Consider the following 18,389-nt stretch of genomic DNA (forward strand, 5'->3'; position numbering starts at 1 on the left):
CAGTGAAATGGGATGAATATGTTGATATATTCGATACAGATGTCGTTTCTAAAATTATTATTTTAAGAAACTTGCCAATTAATGAAGGCTGGATTGACATCAATGAGTTAGCAGAAGAATTACAATTAAACAAAAAATCAGTCAAAAAATACGTAGAACTTCTAAAAGATGACATTACGTATTATGCTGTGGATAATGATGCTTCTTTGGCTTTTGAAAAGGGGCATGGCTATCGCTTGAACTTGGCGTCTAGCCAAGCGTTCCAGAAACTTTATACAGCAATTTTTCGGGATAGTTTAACTTATCAAGTAATGGAAGATTTATTCTGGGGTCGATTTAATGGAATTGTGCCAGCGACAGCAAAATATCATACCAGTGATGCCACGATTCGGCGCTTGCTTAAAGGGTTTACAGAAATTTTAGCGCCATTGGGGTTAGTGATTAATAAAAGCACCTGGAAAATTGAAGGCAATGAAGCGTATTTGCGCCATTTTGCTTACACTATTTTTATGGACTTAATCCGTGATACTTGGCCTTTTGACTATATACAAGAAACGGAAGTCGCACAAACTGTCCAAAAAATGATGGCTTTTTTCAACGTAGAAGTTGCGGAAACGGTGATACGCCGAGTTAAATATATGGTCGCTATCTCAAAAGTCCGGAGTGCGCAAGGCGCCGAATATCGACCTTCAGCCGAGCAAGAAACTTATTTAGAAGGTAATAAACATTACCAAGCTTTTATAGAAGAGATGACAGCTACAACCCTTTTCCTTAATAAAAACGACTTGACCTTTGTGTACTTTTTCTTGTTGGCCAATGACCAATTTTATCAAGACGAAGCCACTGCACAAGCTATTTTAGCGCATTTTGATGAGTCTGAAGCGCCTGTTTACATGTTGACTCATTTAGTCCAACATTTCTTATTAGAAGAAATACACATGACGCCGCAATTGGAGAAAATTCGTCCGCAAATTTTTTATTATTTGTTTGCTACACATTTATTTGCCGAACTTTACTATGTCCAAAATGTGAAAATGTACAATGTCTTTTGGAATAAAATCAAAGAAAAATATCCGGTTCTTTTAGCAGAGTTAATTCAAGGTTTAAATCAACTTTACGAACAAACAGGCAATGAATTATTTACAAATAAAGAATTTTTGGCTTTGCGTTATTCTAGTGTTTTGGCGCTTTCCAATGATTTAATTCATCGCGAACAAAAAATTGTTTTAGGGTTAAAATCAGGCTTGCCAGTACTGGAAGAAGAACGGGTGAAACTTTCGATTGAAAATAATTTTCGTCGGTTTTATGCATTGGAAGTTTTACGATACAGTGAAGCAAGCAAAGAAGAATGGCAAAATATTGATTTACTATTAGTGACTTCTTTGGCAGATGTGGAAACGGGCCATCCAGAGATCTTTTTACTTTCAAGTGAGTTAACGTTTGAGCAATATAATCGTTTGAACCAAAAAATAGTAAAAATTAACGAGAAAAGAACCACGTCACTTTAATAAAAAAATAGGCTATTTTGATGCACATATCTGATAAATTGTAAAAAAATTTTTCTAAAAAGTAAAAAAAGACAAGAAGAAAACGTCAATAAGTAGGTGATCAACACCTACTTATTGACGTTTTCTCGCTATTTTTTAATAAATACTGCGTCAATTCTTCTGAAAGTTATGTCAAAAAGGTGCTTTTTTTGCTTTTTTTATCGTAAATAATAGATGGTTAGCTATTGATAGTAAAGGAACTGTTACTTTTTTTAACAGGTAGTTAAAAAATATTGAGGTTTCTCACAAGAATTTTTCTATATAATAGAAAGAGCAAGGGAAGGAAGGAGGGATAAGATGAAAAAACGGATGGAACAAATTGAAGAAATCTTAAGTTGTGAAGAAAATAGTGCCGGTGTTCGCTTAAAGGAATTGGTTGAGGCCTTAGAATTAGAAGTCACAAATCAAAACTTGTTAAAGGTAACAAGTATCTTACATATGAATCCAAAATTCAAAAAAATTTATGCATACGAAGACAGTCGTGTTATTACGCTGTATCAACTTTTACAAAATAAGCCGTTGGAAGTAACGGAATGAAAAGAGGGAAACACATGAAGAAAACAATGCTCATTCTTCTATTTGGTTTATTGACAGTGGTTGGTCTGCCAATGGTGACCGAAGCGGTTGAACCAGTTAACGCAACAGATACAACGATTTTTGGTGCGCAAGCGATGGTGCCTAATAGCACAGAGGATCAAACAGATAAGTTACAGACGTTGCTGAGTCAGACAGCAAAGGAAGGACGGGCATTATTTTTACCACAGGGAAGTTATGCTCTGTCAAAAGATATTGCGATTTCTTCAAATTATCAATTAATTGGCGATACAACAGGAGCCACTATTTTACATAATGCTACAGGTGCACCGATTCAGCTAACAGACACAACGTACGGGACGAAAACCAATGTACGACTTCAAAATATTGCTTTTGACGGCATCAATGTGACCTTAAAATTGACGAATCAATTAACGCTAGCAAACAATATCTTTTATAATCCATTAAAAGGATTCGTGGTCAATTTAAATGCAGACATTGGCGTTAAGATTTCAGGCAATATTTTCATGCGAGACACGGCACATATGCAATCGGGAGGTGATTTTAACCGAGCGATTTACATTGGTGGTTATTCAACGCCAAGTCGCTTCCAGTATATGTCAGATGTAGACATCGTGGACAATCTATTTGGTTTAAAAGTGACAGAATTAGATGCGATTAAAAGTACCAGTCGTTCAGACTTAGCAGCGACTATTACACGTTTGCAAACAGCCATTGAAGTCGGTGCTATTTCAGTACCTAATGAACAAAACTATCTATCCACCGGGGTTAATTCTTTTAATATGCTGAAGGATGTAACTGTTCAACATAATTTTTTCTATTCACCTTATGATAATGAAGACTTGAATGGTCTGGTGGGAGATCATGCAATTTATTTCCGTGGTGCTCAAAACATCACGGTGGTGGGGAATCATTTACGCGGACTACAAAATGGTCCAGCTGGCGGATTTAAGTTTAAATCAGGCCGTAATATTACGATTATGAATAATTATTTGCGAAATACAGGTCTCATTATGTATGGAACACCAGAGATCGGTTTGGCAGAAACGCAAGCAGAGGGGGCTATTTCAGAACTCTCTAACTGGTTAGTGGCTAATAACATTTTTGATTGGAAGTATTGGGACAATCAATATGCAATTGGGATGGAATACAATCGACATACAGGAAATAACAATGTGTTCAATGGCGTATTTATCAACAATCAGTTTGTTAACTACCATAATATTCCGCAAAACCGACGTCGGGAATTGTTAATCGCTAGTGGCGGTGGGTTCCGACCAGAAACGAGTTTTGTGAAAGACAATACTCGAGATGATGGCCTTAAAAACGGCCAATTATTGGTAGAAAATTGGACAGAGGCGGACTATCGCTTAATGCCAGCAACATGGGAATCATTAATTTCACCAACGCTTTATGAGCAATATAAAAATACGCCAATTCCGGTTAGAAATACTTTAGCAACCCCTGTGGCTACAACGATTGTGCAAGGACAATCAATCGATCCGCAGCAACTGGTTGCTAATACAAATGACGCGGATGAAGCAGTCCCAACTGCTAAAATCGTCAATCCAGAGGTCTTAAATGAAATCGGCCAACAAAAAGTGACTGTTCAATTAACTTATGAAACAGGTTCATTGGTAACAGTGAACGTACCGGTGACGGTAGAGGCCCCGGCAAAAAAGCTTGATTTGTCCCAACTACAAACCGTTTATGCTTCGATTGGTGAAGCAAACCAATATACGGTCTACTCTTGGCAGTTATTCACTGCCATTGGGCCTAAAACGATTGTTCCTTCCTATTATCAGCAGGCGACACAATTGTTAGCAGAAGGTCAGGAGAGTGGGGACAAAACCCAAGAACAAGTGGATCAGTTAACAGCTAATTTGCAATCTGCAGTGAAAGTATTAGTCAAAAAAGCCGATATCACGCTAGAGCGTGCAGAAGCAGAAACTGAACTGGCAATCGTCCATAAATTAGACGAATCTGTATATACCACAGACTCTTGGCAAGCCATGCAAGAAACCTTAATAGATACAACAACTGGCGAAGAAAGTCCTAAACAGTTAAAAAAATTGCTTGCTTGGTCAGATGAAGAATTATTGGAGCCAACACTTGGTGACTTTAAAACGCCTGCAGATGCACAAAAGCGTATTAATCAATTAACACAAACCATAAAAACGGCGTTACTTCTGTTAGTTGAAAAATCAACAGAGACAACTAGTAACACAAGCGAAAGCAGCACCTCAAGCACAACCAGCGAAACCAGTAATACCAGCGAAAGCAGCACGCCAAGCACGACAAATGAAAGCAGCACCTCAAGTACGACAAGTGAAACAAGCAATACAAATGAAAGCAACACACCAAGTACAACCAGTAAAACAAGTAGTACAAGTGAGAGTAGCACCCCAAGCACTGTAAACGAAAGCAGCCAAAACAAAGGCCAGAATTCTGTCATTTACGCGGAAGAGTCGAATCAAGATCCTAATGACGCTCAAAGTAATTCAAAGCTCTCTGTCAAGGCTAGTCAAAAAAAGGAATCTGCAGCAGAAAACCAAACAACTAGACAGATACAGACGAATCAAGAATCGTCAGGAACAGTCAAAAAAGCGGATAATACGACCAAAATTGCCAAGAAAAAATTCCCCAAAACAGGGGAACAATCTTCAGCAGTTGGGAGCTTCCTAGGCCTGAGCTTTTTATCGTTAGCCATAGCAACCTATTGTTTTAAAGTGAAAAGATAACTCTTTAAAAACGGATAAGTAAACATCCTGAAACAAGAAATGGGACTTGTTTCAGGATGTTTTTATATAAAATTAAAAGAACTACAGTTTTTAGTGAAAAAATACACAAAAGTACTTGAATTTCTGTGATATAAGGGTAAAGTAAAGGAGGACAAAAAACAAAGGAAGTGAAATGTTTGTATACACCAGATGAAATTTTAAGTATCAGTATTGAAAATGGTCAGAAAAAAATTCAAAAGCCTTTGGTAGCAAAACTCATTTTAGGATTTATCGGCGGGGCTATGATTTCCCTCGGCTATTTGGCTTATGTGCGTGTTTCCGCCTCTATTCCAGCAGATTTAGCCAGTGTTCAAGCTTTAGTGGGAGCTGCGGTTTTCCCAATTGGTCTAATTGTTATTTTAATGGCTGGTGGTGAGTTAATCACAGGAAACATGATGGCGGTGAGTACGGCTTGGTTTGCTAAAAAGGTTTCTTTCAGAGAATTGATCGTGAACTGGGTCACAATTACATTGGCAAATATGGTTGGCGCCCTATTTGTTGCCTATTTTTTTGGCCATTATTTAGGTTTAACCAGTAGCGGCGCCTATTTAAATCAGGTTCTTTCTCTTGCAGAACATAAAGTTGCAGCAACTTGGCTTCAAGCAATTATTTCAGGTATTGGCTGTAACTGGTTCGTAGGTCTGGCCTTATGGCTTTGTTATGGTGCGAAAGATGCAGCGGGGAAACTATTAGGCATCTGGTTTCCAGTAATGATTTTTGTTGCAATTGGCTTTCAGCATAGTGTGGCGAATGCATTCATCATTCCAGCCGCAATTTTCGAAGGCGGCGTTCAGTGGGGAGACTTTTTCCGTAATTTTATTTTTGTTTATTTAGGTAATATCATTGGTGGCGCCATTTTTGTTTCTGGCTTTTACTATTTAAGCTATCGCAAACATTAAATCCATTTAGCAGATAAAAGCCTGCACAAAGGCTAAACGCCTTTGTGCAGGTTTTTTCTTTTTAAACAAAAAGGAAAACGGTTGAAAAATTATTGCTAGATTTTTAAAACAATGTTACATTAATGTTACAAAAAGATTTCTGGAGGTAACGAAAAATGAAAAAAATGGCTTTGTTCAGTATGTTAACGTTCAGTGTATTGTCTTTAAGTCTAGCAGGATGTGGAAACAAAAAAACAGCAAGCACAAATGATTCTAATCCAAAGCAAGAAACAAAGAAAGCCACGCAGAAATCCTCTAGCCAACAAGAAATGAAAAATAGTCATTCGTCTGTCGCGGGTCAAAATTCTAATGTGGCAGGGGAAAATCCGTCAGAAAATGTCACGCAGCCTTCTGCAGGAACTGATGAAACGAATGAAGTCCCTCAAAACCAAGCACCTGATACAAACATTACAATTACCAATGTTGTTTTCAATCCTGAAAGAAATGAAATTAATGGTACTACATTACCTAATGCAACCATTACAGCAACGGTAGTCGGTGATGCTTCTGCACAAGCAGGTGTTTTTTATGCGGATGCCAATGGCAATTTTACAGTAATTAGTCCCAGAGCGGGAGCGACTACTCAATTAATCGCAACCGTTGATCAACGGAATAGTGCACCTGTCCAAATTGATATTCCAAGTTCAGGACAAGAAGCAGCGCTTTCTTTTAGCAATATTACGATTGATCCGAAACAAGGGACAATTTCTGGTAAAACAGCACCGAATGCAACTATTTTAGTGTCGCGTGCAAATGATGCGCGGGTGATTTTAGCAAGTTTTACTGCGGATGCCCAAGGGAATTTCACAGCCAGTAATTTAGTTCCCGGCACAAAAAATCGCTTAGATGTTACGTTAAATGGAGAAATAGGGACACCTTACTTGTTTGATTTACCAAATTAAAATAGAAGAGAAGTGATCAAAGCCACCAACGCTAACTAGCGTTGGTGGCTTTGATGGTTTAAGCTTCTTCTTTTTTATGATTGCGGATATGTAAATAGATGGTATTTTTTGAAATACCTAATCGATCGGCAATCTTTATGACAGAATCTTTGAGATTAAAAATTCCTTGATCATATAAACGAATAACAATTTCTTTATTTTGATTCAAATGTGATACATTTGGATCGCTTTCTACTGCTTGTTTTACTTTTGTCAGTGAAGTAGTGATTAATTCGTCAATATTGTCAGAAAAATGTTCAGAATTTTTAAGCTCTTGGGACATATCATTTTGTTGTCCTGAAGGTAATAAGTCTTGCAAGTAATCAATTAATGGCATTTCTAAATGCATATTGATACAGATTAATCCAATAATACGATCATTTTCACCGATAACTGGAATGGTGGAAGATTTTAAAATAACCCCTTTTTGATTTTTATTGTAGTAGGGTTTCACAGCGTAATCATGTTCCGACTCTACTTGACTTAACATTTTTAACGCCATATCAGTAATGGGGGCACCTTCCTTGCGGTTACTGAAATGGCCATTGATGACTTTGATAGCTGAACTTTCCAAATTTTCTAAACTATGGAGAATGACTTCATGGGTACTACCAAAGAAGTTCCCTAATCCATCAAGCATTAAGGCATGTGAATGTAAGATTTGTTTATCTACTTCACTTAAACGTAAATATGACTCCAAGTGATATCCTCCCCTACACTGAAATTAATTTTAGTGTAATACTTTTTTAATGGAAAAGCAATAAGATTCTTTACGTTAAAAAAATACATTGACTAAACTTTTGTTTAGTCGTATACTCTGAATGTGGAATGAAATTTTTGTTACTCATTGTACTTTAGTTCATCGGAATGCTCGCTCATTCTTTCACTTGTTGAGCAATAAAAATTTTATTCAGGAGTACCATCCGTTATAAAAAAATATAGTTGGAGGCAAAAAAATGAAAACGTTATCAGGAATCTTGATGTTAGTCTTAGTTTTATGTGGCATGTCCCTATTCTCTTTTAAAGCACCGCGAGGGAAAAAATCTTTAAGTGCTTTGTCTGGTGCAGCTTGTGCCACCTTTCTACCAGAGGCGTTTTTGCGGTATGCAGTAGGCGGCGTTTTTCATTTAGATTATGTGTCGCAAATTGGTGAAACTATGGGTAGTCTAGGTGGTTTAGCAGCTGGAGCTCTTGTGCCGCTCGCTTTCGGGATTAGTCCAGTTTTTTCAATTATTTTAGGTCTGTCATTGATTAAAGTCAGCTTGTTACCAGCCTTTATTACCGCATATCTTTTATCTTTTGTTGTTGAGCAGATGCAAAAACGTATTCCAGAAGGGATTGACTTATTAGTCGTTATTTTAGTCATTCCAGTCGCAGCCTCGTTAGTTGCTGGTTTTATTCAACCTGTTGTATTAGGTGTCCTAGAAGTTATTGGGGGCACGATTTTAAGTGCAGTAGATGGCAATCCATATGTGATGGGCGCAATTTTAGGTGCTATTATCCCGATTGTTGGTATGACACCGTTAAGTTCAATGGTTTTAACTGCCTTGATTGGTTTGACTGGTGTACCAATGGCTGTCGGTGCGTTGACTTGTTACGGCAGTTCCATTGTCAATGCGGCGCTATTTAAAAAGTTAAAACTAGGCACAGCTTCAACCCCGTTAGCTGTGGCAATTGAGCCATTAACACAAGTCGATATCATCAGCTCCAATCCAATTCCTATTTACGCAACGAATTTATTTTCAGGAATGGTTAGTGGTATTGTAGTGACTTTCTTTGGCTTAAAAGTACCTGTGACAGGAATGGCAACGCCGTGGGCTGGTTTACTTGTGACATTAGGTAACAATGCCATTCAAACGACTTTACTAGCAGTAGCGATTATCACAGTGGTCAGTCTGATGTTTGGATTTTTAGGTGCGCTGGTCTTTAAACGTTACAGAATTGAAGCGGTGGATAATACACCAGAATTTGAAGGAACGACGGAAGTAACCAGTGAAAAAGAAAAAGAAGCAGTAAAAACCAAAGGAGGAGTTACGTATGAACACAGCTATGGCCATCAATAAACCTAAAAAAGTGAACAAAGTAATGAACTACAAAAGTTGTTTTGACATTATCGGTCCTATTATGATTGGTCCTTCTAGTTCGCATACAGCTGGGGCCTTAGCAATTGGCTTAGCGGCAAGAAAGTTATTCGGCGGAACGCCAGAAAAAATTGTGATTAAATATTATGAATCTTTTGCAGACACGCATAAAGGACATGGGACTGACTTTGCAATTATTGGTGGAATTCTTGGACTAGCAGCAGATGATGCCAACGTAACACAATCCATTGAACTTGCGGAAGAACAAGGGATCGAGATTCAATTTTTAGAAATGAGTGAAGAAAGTCCAGTGAAGCATGCTAATACAGCATGTGTGACACTCAGTGATGCAACGCACGAAATTCATTTAACAGGAATTTCTGTAGGTGGCGGCACTATCGAGGTGAAATATATTGAATTAGATGGTTTCAATGTCCAACTACATGGTCCTTTACCTATTTTGTTAGTCATTAATCAAGACGAGCAGGCGATGCAAGCTTTTAAAGATACGTTACAAAAAAATAATATTCAAGTGAATGCGGTGTCTCGTTATGTGGAAGGGAATCAAATTTTATTCATCTTTGACTTAGATTCGGCACCAATTTCCTCGGTGAAAGAACAACTGTTTTCACTAGATGACACATCGAAAATAATCTTATTATGATAGGAGTTTGACATATGTACCTTTCGATTGAAGAATTTATCGATAAAGCTGAAAAAACAGGAAAAAAAATCTCTGATTTGATGATTGAGCAAGAAATGGAGCGTAGCCAAAAAAGCTATGAAGAAATTTGGACACAGATGGGTCAAAATTTGGATGTCATGGATGCTGCTGTCAAACGCTCGCAAGAAGGAGCAGGCGTTTTTTCTCCTACTGGGTTAACGGGCGGTGATGCGTCGCGTTTAAAAAAATACCGCGCAGCTGGCAAAACGTTATCAGGTGATTTAATGATGTCTGCAGTTCAAGCCGCACTAGGTACTAATGAAGTCAATGCAGCAATGGGCGTTGTTTGCGCAACGCCAACCGCTGGTGCAAGTGGCACCTTACCAGGGGTTTTAACAGCGATTAAAAACACCTTGAATTTAACGCGTGATCAACAAATTCGTTTCTTGTTTACCAGTTCTTTATTTGGAATGGTCACAGCCAACAATGCGATGATTGCTGGTGCTGTTGGTGGATGTCAAGCCGAGGTAGGCAGTGCTTCAGCGATGGCCGCCGCTGCAGCTGTTGAAGCGGCTGGCGGAACACCACGCCAATCTTCTGAAGCTTTTGCTATGGCTTTAGGGAATTTATTAGGTTTAGTTTGTGACCCAGTGGCTGGGTTAGTCGAAATTCCTTGTGTCAAACGAAATACAGTAGGTGCAGGCAATGCGTTAATCGCTGCAGATATGGCTTTAGCTGGAATTGTAAATAAAATACCAGCAGATGAAGTGGTGGAAGCCATGAATAAAGTTGGCCGTCAATTACCACGAGAATTGAGAGAAACGGGTTTAGGTGGCTTAGCTGGCACAGCGACTGGCCAACGAATGAAGAATGAAATTTTTGAAAAAGTAAAATTCACCATTGTTTAAAATTTAATCATGAAGAGGGAAATAAGATGCTGGATATGAAAAAAATTCGCCAAAATGTAGAAGTAGTGCAGAAAAAGTTAAAAACACGTGGTGTGGACGAGGAAGTTTTATTACGCTTTTTGGCTTTAGATGAAGAACGGAGAGCGTTACTTGTTAAAGTTGAAGAACTGAAAAAACACCGTAATCAGGTGTCAGGAGAAATTGCACAATTAAAGCGTGCACAAAAAGATGCTTCACAACAATTGCTAAATATGCAAGAAGTTAGCGAGCAAATTAAAGTTTTAGACCAAGAAGTTGTTCATTTGCAAGAACAATGCACAGCAATTGCAGAACGTCTGCCTAACTTACCTCATGAGAGCGTGCCTGTTGGCGCAGACGAAGCCGCCAACGTAGAAGTTCGGCGGTGGAGTACGTCGAAAACTTTTTCATTTGAACCGAAACCACATTGGGAAATCGGTGAAGCCTTAGGAATTTTAGATTTTGAAAGAGGCGCGAAAGTATCTGGTAGCCGTTTTCTTTATTACAAAGGCTTAGGGGCTCGTTTAGAACGAGCGGTCTATAATTTTATGTTAGATCAACATGTTAATGAACATGGGTATACCGAGGTGATTCCTCCTTATTTGGTCAATAGCAAAGCAATGTTTGGCACCGGTCAGTTTCCTAAGTTCAAAGAAGATGTCTTCCAAGTTGCAGAAAGTGATTTGACGCTGATCCCCACAGCGGAAGTCCCGTTAACTAACTACTATAATAACGAAATTTTAGAGGCGCAAGAGTTACCGATTTATTTTACTGCTTTAAGTCCTTCTTTTCGTTCGGAAGCGGGTAGCGCAGGCCGTGATACCCGAGGATTAATTCGTTTACACCAGTTCCATAAAGTAGAAATGGTTAAATTTAGTGATGCAGAACACTCCTATGAAGAATTAGAAAAAATGACCAACAATGCTGGAGACATTTTAGAAAAATTGGGCCTCCCTTATAGAGTGATTACTCTTTCGACAGGTGACATGGGCTTCTCGGCAGCGAAAACCTATGATTTAGAAGTTTGGATTCCGGCACAGAAAACGTATCGAGAAATTAGTTCTTGTTCAAACTGTGAAGACTTCCAAGCACGTCGGGCGTTGATTCGTTATCGTGATAAAACGGGTCAAGTTCAATATGCCCACACACTTAATGGGTCAGGACTTGCTGTTGGTCGAACAGTGGCGGCCATTTTGGAAAATTATCAAAATGAAGATGGCACCGTAACGATTCCAGAAGTTCTACGTCCTTATATGGGCGGTTTAACGAAAATAGATTAAAAAAGAAGGTTGATGTCACAACATCAACCTTCTTTTTTAATTCGTTAAATCCGTTAACCAATGCCCAATTTCTTGAAAAACTGTAGCTTTTTCCGTTTCTAATAAAATTTCATGACGCAATGTGGGAAATAGTCGTAACGTCACGTGCTGAAAACCTGCATGCTTTAATTGCTTTTGAATTTTCGCTGGCCCCTTGCTGAAATCACCAACTGGGTCTTCAGCGCCACTAATGATTAAAATAGGCAATTCTTTTGGGATCGATTGGTACCAATTCCTTTGGTTGGCTCGTTTAACAAGCGAAAAAAGGGTAGCAAAACCATTATTGGTAAATACGAAACCCATTAATGGATCATTTTCATAGTCAGCCACATTGGCTTGATTTTTAGAAAGCCAATTAAAGGAACCTGCTTCAGGAAATTTTTTGCTAAAAGAACCAAATGCCAGCTTATCAATGAACGGAGCTGTTTTTTTCGGCTGTTTCTCGGCCATTTTTTTAATAAAAGGCAATGCTGCGGTTAAAGGTAACGGACTTGTTCCAGTGCCCATGAAAATGACTCCTTGCATAGTCACAGGATAGTCTTGCAGATAGTTGCGCAAGGCGAAAGACCCCATGCTGTGACCCATCATAAAATAGGGCAATTGTGGATAGCGATTCACAGCCCATTGTTTCACTTGATGAATATCTGTAACGACATTTTCAGGCCCTTGTTCTCCAAAAAAACCATAGATCGGTGCGCTTGGTTGTACAGATTCGCCATGACCTAGATGATCATGACCAATTACGGCAAACCCTAATTGATTTAAAAAACGAGCAAATTCATCATAACGTTGGATATGCTCTGCCATGCCGTGAATCAATTGAACTACGGCTTTGGGTGAAGGACAGGGCCAATGACATACATTGAGCTGAGTTTGTTGATCGTTTGAAGTGAGTATGAATTGTTCAGTCATAAGAAACCCTTTCTTTGCTTTTTGATTATTATACAAAAAAAAGAAGGTGTTCAAAAGAAAAACTCATGAGAAAACGCCTCAGCTTTCACTGAGACGCCTTTTTTTATTTATCTTTAACAAAAATAGCAATGATGTCAAAAAATAGTCGATTTCACTAAGTGACGAATTATGGGTGGTACAAATACTGCTGGAAATAGTTGTTAACTTCAAGGGCATCTTCTTTATTTTTTGAAAGAATTAAGATGGTATCATCCCCAGCGATGCAGCCTAAGATATGAGGGTTGTGGATACGTATGCGATCAATTAAAACCCCAATGGCTTGCCCGTTGCCAGGTAAGACGGTTAAAAGATTTGTGAACTCTATTTGTGTTAAAGAAACACCAGTTTCAATAATAATGTCAACAAGACGTTCTTCATCTGTTTTATATTTTGGACGAAGGGCAGAATTATTCAAGATACGGTAATAGGCTTCTCCTTGACCATTGTCTACTTTGTTTAAATTCAGCTCACGAATGTCACGAGAAATAGTTGCTTGTGTGGTGTGAATATTTTCTTTCTCCAATAATGCTAGTAATTCACTTTGTGTATGGATTTCATTTTCTGTGACCAATCGCTTAATCATCGTTTGGCGTTTTAATCGGTTCATTACTTTCCTCCAGTTCAGTTAATCATGCAAAAAAACATCATTGCTGTTATTTAAAACGGTGCCAGTAATTCCCTAAAATCACTGTACAACGTTTTACTAAATTGTGCAAGTCTCACTTTTTTAAATGAGAAATATCCGACAAAATCAATGAGAACCTTTTAGCTAAACGACCCTTTTTCTATTCTAATTAGAGAGATTCTGCTAGTATTGCTTTGTAAATGTCTGGAGGAAGGGTGTTATTTGTGAATAAGCAAACACGCCAAAGTTTGATTAAAGAAATCATTCAAACAACCGTAATTCATAGTCAAAATGAGTTGTTAAGAGAATTAAAAAAGCGCGAGATAAATGTCGCACAAGCAACGATTTCACGGGATTTATGGGAATTAAAAGTCGTCAAAGCATTAGATGAGTCTGGCGAGATGCGGTTAACGATTTTTGAACAATTCACTTCTTTAGAAGAACGAAAAAAAGAACAGTTGATACAAGCAATTCGTGAGGTAGTGACCAAAGTTGAACGTGTCGCCTTTTTACTAGTGGTTCATACATTACCAGACAACGCAACATTGTTTTCAGCTGTACTTGATGAAGTGTCTTTGTGTGAAAAGAAATGTTCTGTCGCTGGCTTCGACACTGTTATTATTGTTTCATCATCCGAGGAAAAAGCACAAGAACTAGAGCAGTATTTTCAACAATTTATTCAGCCAACACCTTTGTCAAAAAGTAACGCATAAAAGGAAGTGAGCCAGAAGTCGTTTTGACTTCTGGCTCACTTCCTTTTACCTCTATAAGATTATAACTTTATGAAGTGTATGGAGAAATAATTTTTTTTTGAATAAATGCATTTTTTTTTATTTAATTATGCATTATTTTTTTAGAATATCTATGAAAGCGCATTCTTTTAGGCTGGAAATATGCATAAGAAAGAATACCGTTGTATATTTGGTATTTTGTTTGGCAAATGGCTCACGTCCTAGGTTAATCAGGTCTGTTATTCTGTGTTTGTAATTAAGTTGAGGAGGTTATTTCACATGAGTCATCCAATTAATGTATTTTCTGAAATCGGGAAATTGAAAACAGTGATGTTACATCGTCCAGGTAAGGAATTAGAAAATTTAATGCCAGATTATCTGGAGAGACTGTTGTTTGATGATATTCCGTTTTTAGAAAAAGCACAAGCAGAACATGATGCATTTGCAGAGTTGTTACGATCAAAAGATATCGAAGTGGTCTATTTAGAGGACTTAGCTGCTGAAGCGTTGATTAATGAAGAGGTCCGCCGACAATTTATTGACCAATTCTTAGAAGAAGCCAATATTCGCAGTGAATCAGCAAAAGAAAAAGTTAGAGAGTTAATGTTAGAAATTGACGACAACGAAGAACTGATTCAAAAAGCGATTGCAGGCATTCAAAAACAAGAATTACCTAAATATGAGCAAGAATTTTTAACAGATATGGTTGAAGCGGATTATCCATTCATTATTGATCCAATGCCTAACTTATACTTCACACGTGATAACTTTGCGACAATGGGCCACGGGATTTCTTTAAATCATATGTATTCAGTAACTCGACAACGGGAAACCATTTTTGGGCAATACATTTTTGATTATCATCCTCGTTTTGCTGGAAAAGAGGTTCCTAGAGTCTATGATCGTTCAGAATCAACCAGAATTGAAGGTGGCGATGAATTAATTCTTTCAAAAGAAGTAGTGGCCATTGGGATTTCTCAAAGAACGGATGCCGCGTCAATTGAAAAAATTGCGAGAAATATTTTTGAACAAAAATTAGGGTTCAAAAATATCTTGGCTTTTGATATCGGTGAACATCGTAAATTCATGCATTTAGATACCGTTTTTACCATGATTGACTATGATAAATTTACGATTCATCCAGAAATCGAAGGTGGTTTGGTTGTTTACTCGATCACTGAAAAAGCAGATGGAGACATCCAAATTACAAAAGAAAAAGATACATTAGATAACATTTTATGCAAATACTTGCATTTAGACAATGTTCAATTAATCCGTTGCGGCGCTGGAAATTTAACAGCAGCAGCCCGTGAACAATGGAACGACGGTTCAAATACATTAGCAATTGCCCCTGGGGAAGTTGTTGTTTACGATCGGAATACGATTACGAATAAAGCGCTAGAAGAAGCAGGCGTGAAATTGAATTACATTCCAGGAAGTGAACTAGTACGTGGCCGTGGTGGCCCTCGTTGTATGAGCATGCCACTTTACCGTGAAGATCTTTAAAAAACACCCAAAAATAGGAGGAATCATCATGAATTCAGTATTTCAAGGACGTAGTTTATTAGCAGAAAAAGATTTTACAAGAGCAGAATTAGAGTATTTGGTAGACTTCAGTATTCACTTAAAAGAATTGAAGAAAAAAGGGATTCCACATCACTATTTAGAAGGAAAAAATATCGCTCTTTTATTTGAAAAAACTTCGACACGGACACGTTCTGCATTTACTACAGCAGCGATTGATTTAGGGGCACATCCTGAGTATTTAGGCGCCAACGATATTCAATTAGGTAAAAAAGAATCTGTTGAAGATACAGCGATTGTTTTAGGTAGTATGTTTGACGGGATTGAGTTCCGTGGGTTTAGTCAAGAAGTAGTGGAAGATTTAGCGAAATATTCTGGTGTTCCTGTTTGGAATGGTTTAACGGATCAATGGCATCCAACACAAATGATTGCGGACTTTATGACAGTGAAAGAAAACTTTGGTCGTTTAGAAGGAATCACTTTAGTATATGTCGGCGATGGCCGTAACAACATGGCAAACAGCTTGTTAGTGACAGGTGCTATTTTAGGCGTAAATGTTCGCATTTGTGCACCAAAAGAATTGTTCCCTTCTGATGAAGTCGTTAATTATGCAAAAGAATTTGCGAAAGAATCTGGTGCAGAATTAATGATTACAGACGACGTTGCTAAAGGTGTTAAAGGAGCCAACGTGTTATATACAGACGTTTGGGTGTCCATGGGTGAAGAAGATAAATTTGAAGAACGTGTCAATCTGTTGAAACCTTATCAAATTAATATGGCTATGTTAGAAAAAACCGAAAACATGGATGGCGATTTAATCGTATTACACTGTTTACCAGCCTTTCATGATACGAAAACACAATACGGAGAAATGGTTGCTGAAAAATTTGGCATTACTGAAATGGAAATTACGGATGAAGTCTTCCGCAGTAAATATGGTCGTCAATTTGAAGAAGCAGAAAACAGAATGCATTCCATTAAAGCAATCATGGCAGCTACTTTAGGCAACTTATTCATTCCTCGTGTGTAGGAAGCAACTGAAAAAACATTGAAAAAAGAATAGTTGTTTCGCCCTTTAAGAGTTTCTTTTGAAGGGCGGCCTATTCTTTATTATGATAGGAAAGAAGGATTTGTAATGGGGAAAAAAATGGTCGTTGCACTAGGCGGAAATGCCATCCTTTCAAATGATGCTAGCGCACATGCACAACAGCAAGCATTAGTTCAAACATCTGCCTATTTAGTTCATTTAATTAAACAAGGGCATCGGTTGATTGTTTCACATGGCAATGGTCCACAAGTCGGAAATCTATTATTGCAACAACAAGCAGCTGATTCTGAAAAAAATCCAGCGATGCCGCTAGATACGTGTGTTGCTATGACACAAGGAAGTATCGGCTACTGGTTGTCCAATGCGCTTAATCAAGAATTAAACAAAGCAGGAATCAAGAAACAAGTGGCTACTGTTTTAACACAGGTGGTGGTGGATCCAGAAGATGAGGCATTCAAAAATCCAACAAAACCGATCGGTCCATTTTTAACAGAAGCTGAAGCCAAAGAAGCAATGCAAGCAGGTGCTATTTTTAAAGAAGATGCAGGACGTGGCTGGCGCAAAGTCGTTCCAAGTCCTAAGCCAATTGACATCCACGAGGCTGAGACTATTAATACCTTAATAAAAAATGATATAATTACCATTTCATGTGGTGGTGGTGGCATCCCTGTCGTAGGACAAGAATTAAAAGGTGTCGAAGCAGTAATCGATAAAGATTTTGCTTCTGAAAAACTGGCAGAATTAGTGGATGCGGATGCACTAGTTATTTTAACTGGCGTGGATTATGTGTGTATTAATTATGGCAAACCAGATGAAAAACAATTAACCAATGTCACTGTAGCAGAGTTGGAAGAATACAAACAAGCGGGTCATTTTGCACCAGGTAGTATGTTACCGAAAATTGAAGCCGCCATTCAGTTTGTAGAAAGCCAACCCAATAAACAAGCAATTATCACTTCTTTGGAAAACTTAGGAAGTATGAGCGGCGATGAAATCGTAGGAACGGTTGTGACAAAATAAAGTATAGTATTTAGGAGAATTAAGATGATGATAGAGAAAATAATCACTAAAAATAATCAAGATTTTCAATACTTTTCTGAATCAGAACTAACAGAATTGCGCAACGAGAGTTTCGTTCGCTCCTATAAAAAAGGCCAAGTCCTTTTTTATCCAGGTGATCCGAGAAATCATTTGATTTTATTGGTTTCAGGTGTCATTAAAATTGAAAAAAATGATCGCAGTGGTAATTTTTCCTATCTGCATTTTATGAAAAAGCAGGCTCTTTTTCCGAGAATCGGACTGTTTCAAGATGAGGTTCATTACGACTCCGCGATTGCCTATACGGATATTGAGGTTGTGTTTGTGCCAGTTAAACTGTTTGAGCGTTTTCTCCAAAATAATCCCCAGCAATTGATTCATTGGATTCAAGAACAATCGGTCCTTTTAAAAGAAAGCATGATCAAAATCCAAAAAGGAACAACCAATGATGCATGTGAACGGATTGTGACATCACTGGCGATGTTATTAAATGATTTAGGAGAACGAATTGACAACAGAGAACGCGTTGCAATTACTTGTCCAATTACCATTAATGACATTGCACGAATGAGTGGAACTACGCGGGAAACAGCAAGCAGTGTTATGAAAAAATTAGTCCAAATGAACCGTATTAGCTACAGTCATAAATTCTTAACTTTTCTAGATACGCCATTCTTTATTGATCGATTGAGTAATTAATCATAGAGAAGGGAGATACAGG

The 18,389-nt window shown here is 38.0% G+C and carries 17 protein-coding genes; 14 read left to right on the plus strand and 3 right to left on the minus strand.

The genetic code is table 11. The features are described from left to right. The first annotated feature begins 2 nt into the window (after positions 1-2). The 5 genes from IGK70_RS00400 (at position 3) to IGK70_RS00420 (ending at position 6,722) form a co-directional block, all read left to right on the plus strand. Complete coding sequence (locus IGK70_RS00400; RefSeq protein WP_002376347.1) at positions 3-1,508, plus strand: helix-turn-helix domain-containing protein; 1,506 nt, start codon at positions 3-5, stop codon at positions 1,506-1,508. A 336-nt stretch (positions 1,509-1,844) separates the two neighbouring features. Continuing rightward, positions 1,845-2,084, plus strand: a complete 240-nt coding sequence (locus IGK70_RS00405) for a hypothetical protein (RefSeq protein ID WP_002356115.1) — start codon at positions 1,845-1,847, stop codon at positions 2,082-2,084. Beyond that, positions 2,081-4,843 carry a glycosyl hydrolase family 28-related protein gene (locus tag IGK70_RS00410; RefSeq protein WP_162783088.1) on the plus strand — a complete coding sequence of 921 codons (2,763 nt, stop codon included), beginning with the start codon at positions 2,081-2,083 and terminating at the stop codon, positions 4,841-4,843. Before IGK70_RS00405 ends, IGK70_RS00410 begins: the two co-directional genes overlap by 4 nt. A gap of 176 nt (positions 4,844-5,019) precedes the next feature. Further along, entirely contained in the window at positions 5,020-5,781 is a 762-nt protein-coding gene (locus tag IGK70_RS00415; protein WP_153853727.1) for a formate/nitrite transporter family protein, read from the plus strand. Between the two features lie 155 nt (positions 5,782-5,936). Beyond that, positions 5,937-6,722, plus strand: a complete 786-nt coding sequence (locus tag IGK70_RS00420; RefSeq protein ID WP_104855562.1) for a hypothetical protein — start codon at positions 5,937-5,939, stop codon at positions 6,720-6,722. 58 nt (positions 6,723-6,780) lie between these two features. Here the strand turns inward: IGK70_RS00420 and IGK70_RS00425 are convergent, their stop codons facing one another. After that, complete coding sequence (locus IGK70_RS00425; RefSeq protein ID WP_002383467.1) at positions 6,781-7,401, minus strand: helix-turn-helix transcriptional regulator; 621 nt, start codon at positions 7,399-7,401, stop codon at positions 6,781-6,783. Between the two features lie 316 nt (positions 7,402-7,717). On the opposite strand from IGK70_RS00425, the gene IGK70_RS00430 reads away from it, so the two are divergent. Genes IGK70_RS00430 through serS form a run of 4 tightly spaced genes read left to right on the plus strand, consistent with a single transcriptional unit; the run spans position 7,718 to position 11,712 of the window. Then, the gene (locus IGK70_RS00430; RefSeq protein WP_002383466.1) at positions 7,718-8,824 is read left to right on the plus strand and encodes a PTS sugar transporter subunit IIC; all 1,107 of its coding nucleotides are present in this window, start codon (positions 7,718-7,720) and stop codon (positions 8,822-8,824) included. After that, positions 8,811-9,506 (plus strand): L-serine ammonia-lyase, iron-sulfur-dependent subunit beta, encoded by a 696-nt coding sequence (gene sdaAB, locus IGK70_RS00435; protein WP_016616693.1) that lies wholly within the window; start codon positions 8,811-8,813, stop codon positions 9,504-9,506. The genes IGK70_RS00430 and sdaAB overlap by 14 nt, the downstream gene beginning before the upstream one ends. 14 nt (positions 9,507-9,520) lie before the next feature. Beyond that, positions 9,521-10,414, plus strand: a complete 894-nt coding sequence (gene sdaAA / locus IGK70_RS00440; RefSeq protein WP_104855563.1) for an L-serine ammonia-lyase, iron-sulfur-dependent, subunit alpha — start codon at positions 9,521-9,523, stop codon at positions 10,412-10,414. Between the two features lie 26 nt (positions 10,415-10,440). Then, entirely contained in the window at positions 10,441-11,712 is a 1,272-nt protein-coding gene (gene serS / locus IGK70_RS00445; protein ID WP_010827078.1) for a serine--tRNA ligase, read from the plus strand. A gap of 36 nt (positions 11,713-11,748) precedes the next feature. On the opposite strand, the gene IGK70_RS00450 is transcribed toward serS, so the two are convergent. After that, positions 11,749-12,699 carry an alpha/beta hydrolase gene (locus IGK70_RS00450; RefSeq protein WP_025191067.1) on the minus strand — a complete coding sequence of 317 codons (951 nt, stop codon included), beginning with the start codon at positions 12,697-12,699 and terminating at the stop codon, positions 11,749-11,751. A 130-nt stretch (positions 12,700-12,829) separates the two neighbouring features. Further along, a complete protein-coding gene (locus IGK70_RS00455) occupies positions 12,830-13,309 on the minus strand; it encodes an arginine repressor (protein ID WP_002356125.1) in 480 nt (159 codons plus the stop codon). Between the two features lie 218 nt (positions 13,310-13,527). Here IGK70_RS00455 and IGK70_RS00460 point away from each other — a divergent pair, with 218 nt between their 5' ends. The 5 genes from IGK70_RS00460 to IGK70_RS00480 all read left to right on the plus strand — a co-directional run bounded on the left by IGK70_RS00460 (position 13,528) and on the right by IGK70_RS00480 (position 18,367). After that, positions 13,528-14,040 (plus strand): arginine repressor, encoded by a 513-nt coding sequence (locus tag IGK70_RS00460; RefSeq protein ID WP_002387472.1) that lies wholly within the window; start codon positions 13,528-13,530, stop codon positions 14,038-14,040. A gap of 297 nt (positions 14,041-14,337) precedes the next feature. After that, the gene (arcA, locus tag IGK70_RS00465) at positions 14,338-15,564 is read left to right on the plus strand and encodes an arginine deiminase (protein ID WP_002356129.1); all 1,227 of its coding nucleotides are present in this window, start codon (positions 14,338-14,340) and stop codon (positions 15,562-15,564) included. 25 nt (positions 15,565-15,589) lie between these two features. Next, a complete protein-coding gene (argF, locus tag IGK70_RS00470; protein ID WP_160747730.1) occupies positions 15,590-16,612 on the plus strand; it encodes an ornithine carbamoyltransferase in 1,023 nt (340 codons plus the stop codon). Positions 16,613-16,717: 105 nt separating this feature from the next. After that, positions 16,718-17,650, plus strand: coding sequence for a carbamate kinase (arcC, locus tag IGK70_RS00475; protein WP_010822022.1), 933 nt, complete (start codon positions 16,718-16,720; stop codon positions 17,648-17,650). Between the two features lie 24 nt (positions 17,651-17,674). Further along, positions 17,675-18,367, plus strand: coding sequence for a Crp/Fnr family transcriptional regulator (locus IGK70_RS00480; protein WP_002356133.1), 693 nt, complete (start codon positions 17,675-17,677; stop codon positions 18,365-18,367). Positions 18,368-18,389 lie beyond the last annotated feature (22 nt).

Source organism: Enterococcus sp. DIV0358, assembly GCF_051713465.1.
GTDB classification, from domain to species: domain Bacteria; phylum Bacillota; class Bacilli; order Lactobacillales; family Enterococcaceae; genus Enterococcus; species Enterococcus faecalis.

Bases quoted from the DNA above. Each gene is read 5' to 3' on its own strand.
- IGK70_RS00405 (WP_002356115.1), top strand. From the start codon at position 1,845: ATGAAAAAACGGATGGAACAAATTGAAGAAATCTTAAGTTGTGAAGAA.
- IGK70_RS00410 (WP_162783088.1), top strand. From the start codon at position 2,081: ATGAAAAGAGGGAAACACATGAAGAAAACAATGCTCATTCTTCTATTT.
- IGK70_RS00420 (WP_104855562.1), top strand. From the start codon at position 5,937: ATGAAAAAAATGGCTTTGTTCAGTATGTTAACGTTCAGTGTATTGTCT.
- IGK70_RS00425 (WP_002383467.1), bottom strand. From the start codon at position 7,401: ATGCTTGATGGATTAGGGAACTTCTTTGGTAGTACCCATGAAGTCATT.
- IGK70_RS00430 (WP_002383466.1), top strand. From the start codon at position 7,718: ATGAAAACGTTATCAGGAATCTTGATGTTAGTCTTAGTTTTATGTGGC.
- sdaAB (WP_016616693.1), top strand. From the start codon at position 8,811: ATGGCCATCAATAAACCTAAAAAAGTGAACAAAGTAATGAACTACAAA.
- sdaAA (WP_104855563.1), top strand. From the start codon at position 9,521: ATGTACCTTTCGATTGAAGAATTTATCGATAAAGCTGAAAAAACAGGA.
- serS (WP_010827078.1), top strand. From the start codon at position 10,441: ATGCTGGATATGAAAAAAATTCGCCAAAATGTAGAAGTAGTGCAGAAA.
- IGK70_RS00455 (WP_002356125.1), bottom strand. From the start codon at position 13,309: ATGAACCGATTAAAACGCCAAACGATGATTAAGCGATTGGTCACAGAA.
- IGK70_RS00460 (WP_002387472.1), top strand. From the start codon at position 13,528: ATGTCTGGAGGAAGGGTGTTATTTGTGAATAAGCAAACACGCCAAAGT.
- arcA (WP_002356129.1), top strand. From the start codon at position 14,338: ATGAGTCATCCAATTAATGTATTTTCTGAAATCGGGAAATTGAAAACA.
- arcC (WP_010822022.1), top strand. From the start codon at position 16,718: ATGGGGAAAAAAATGGTCGTTGCACTAGGCGGAAATGCCATCCTTTCA.
- IGK70_RS00480 (WP_002356133.1), top strand. From the start codon at position 17,675: ATGATGATAGAGAAAATAATCACTAAAAATAATCAAGATTTTCAATAC.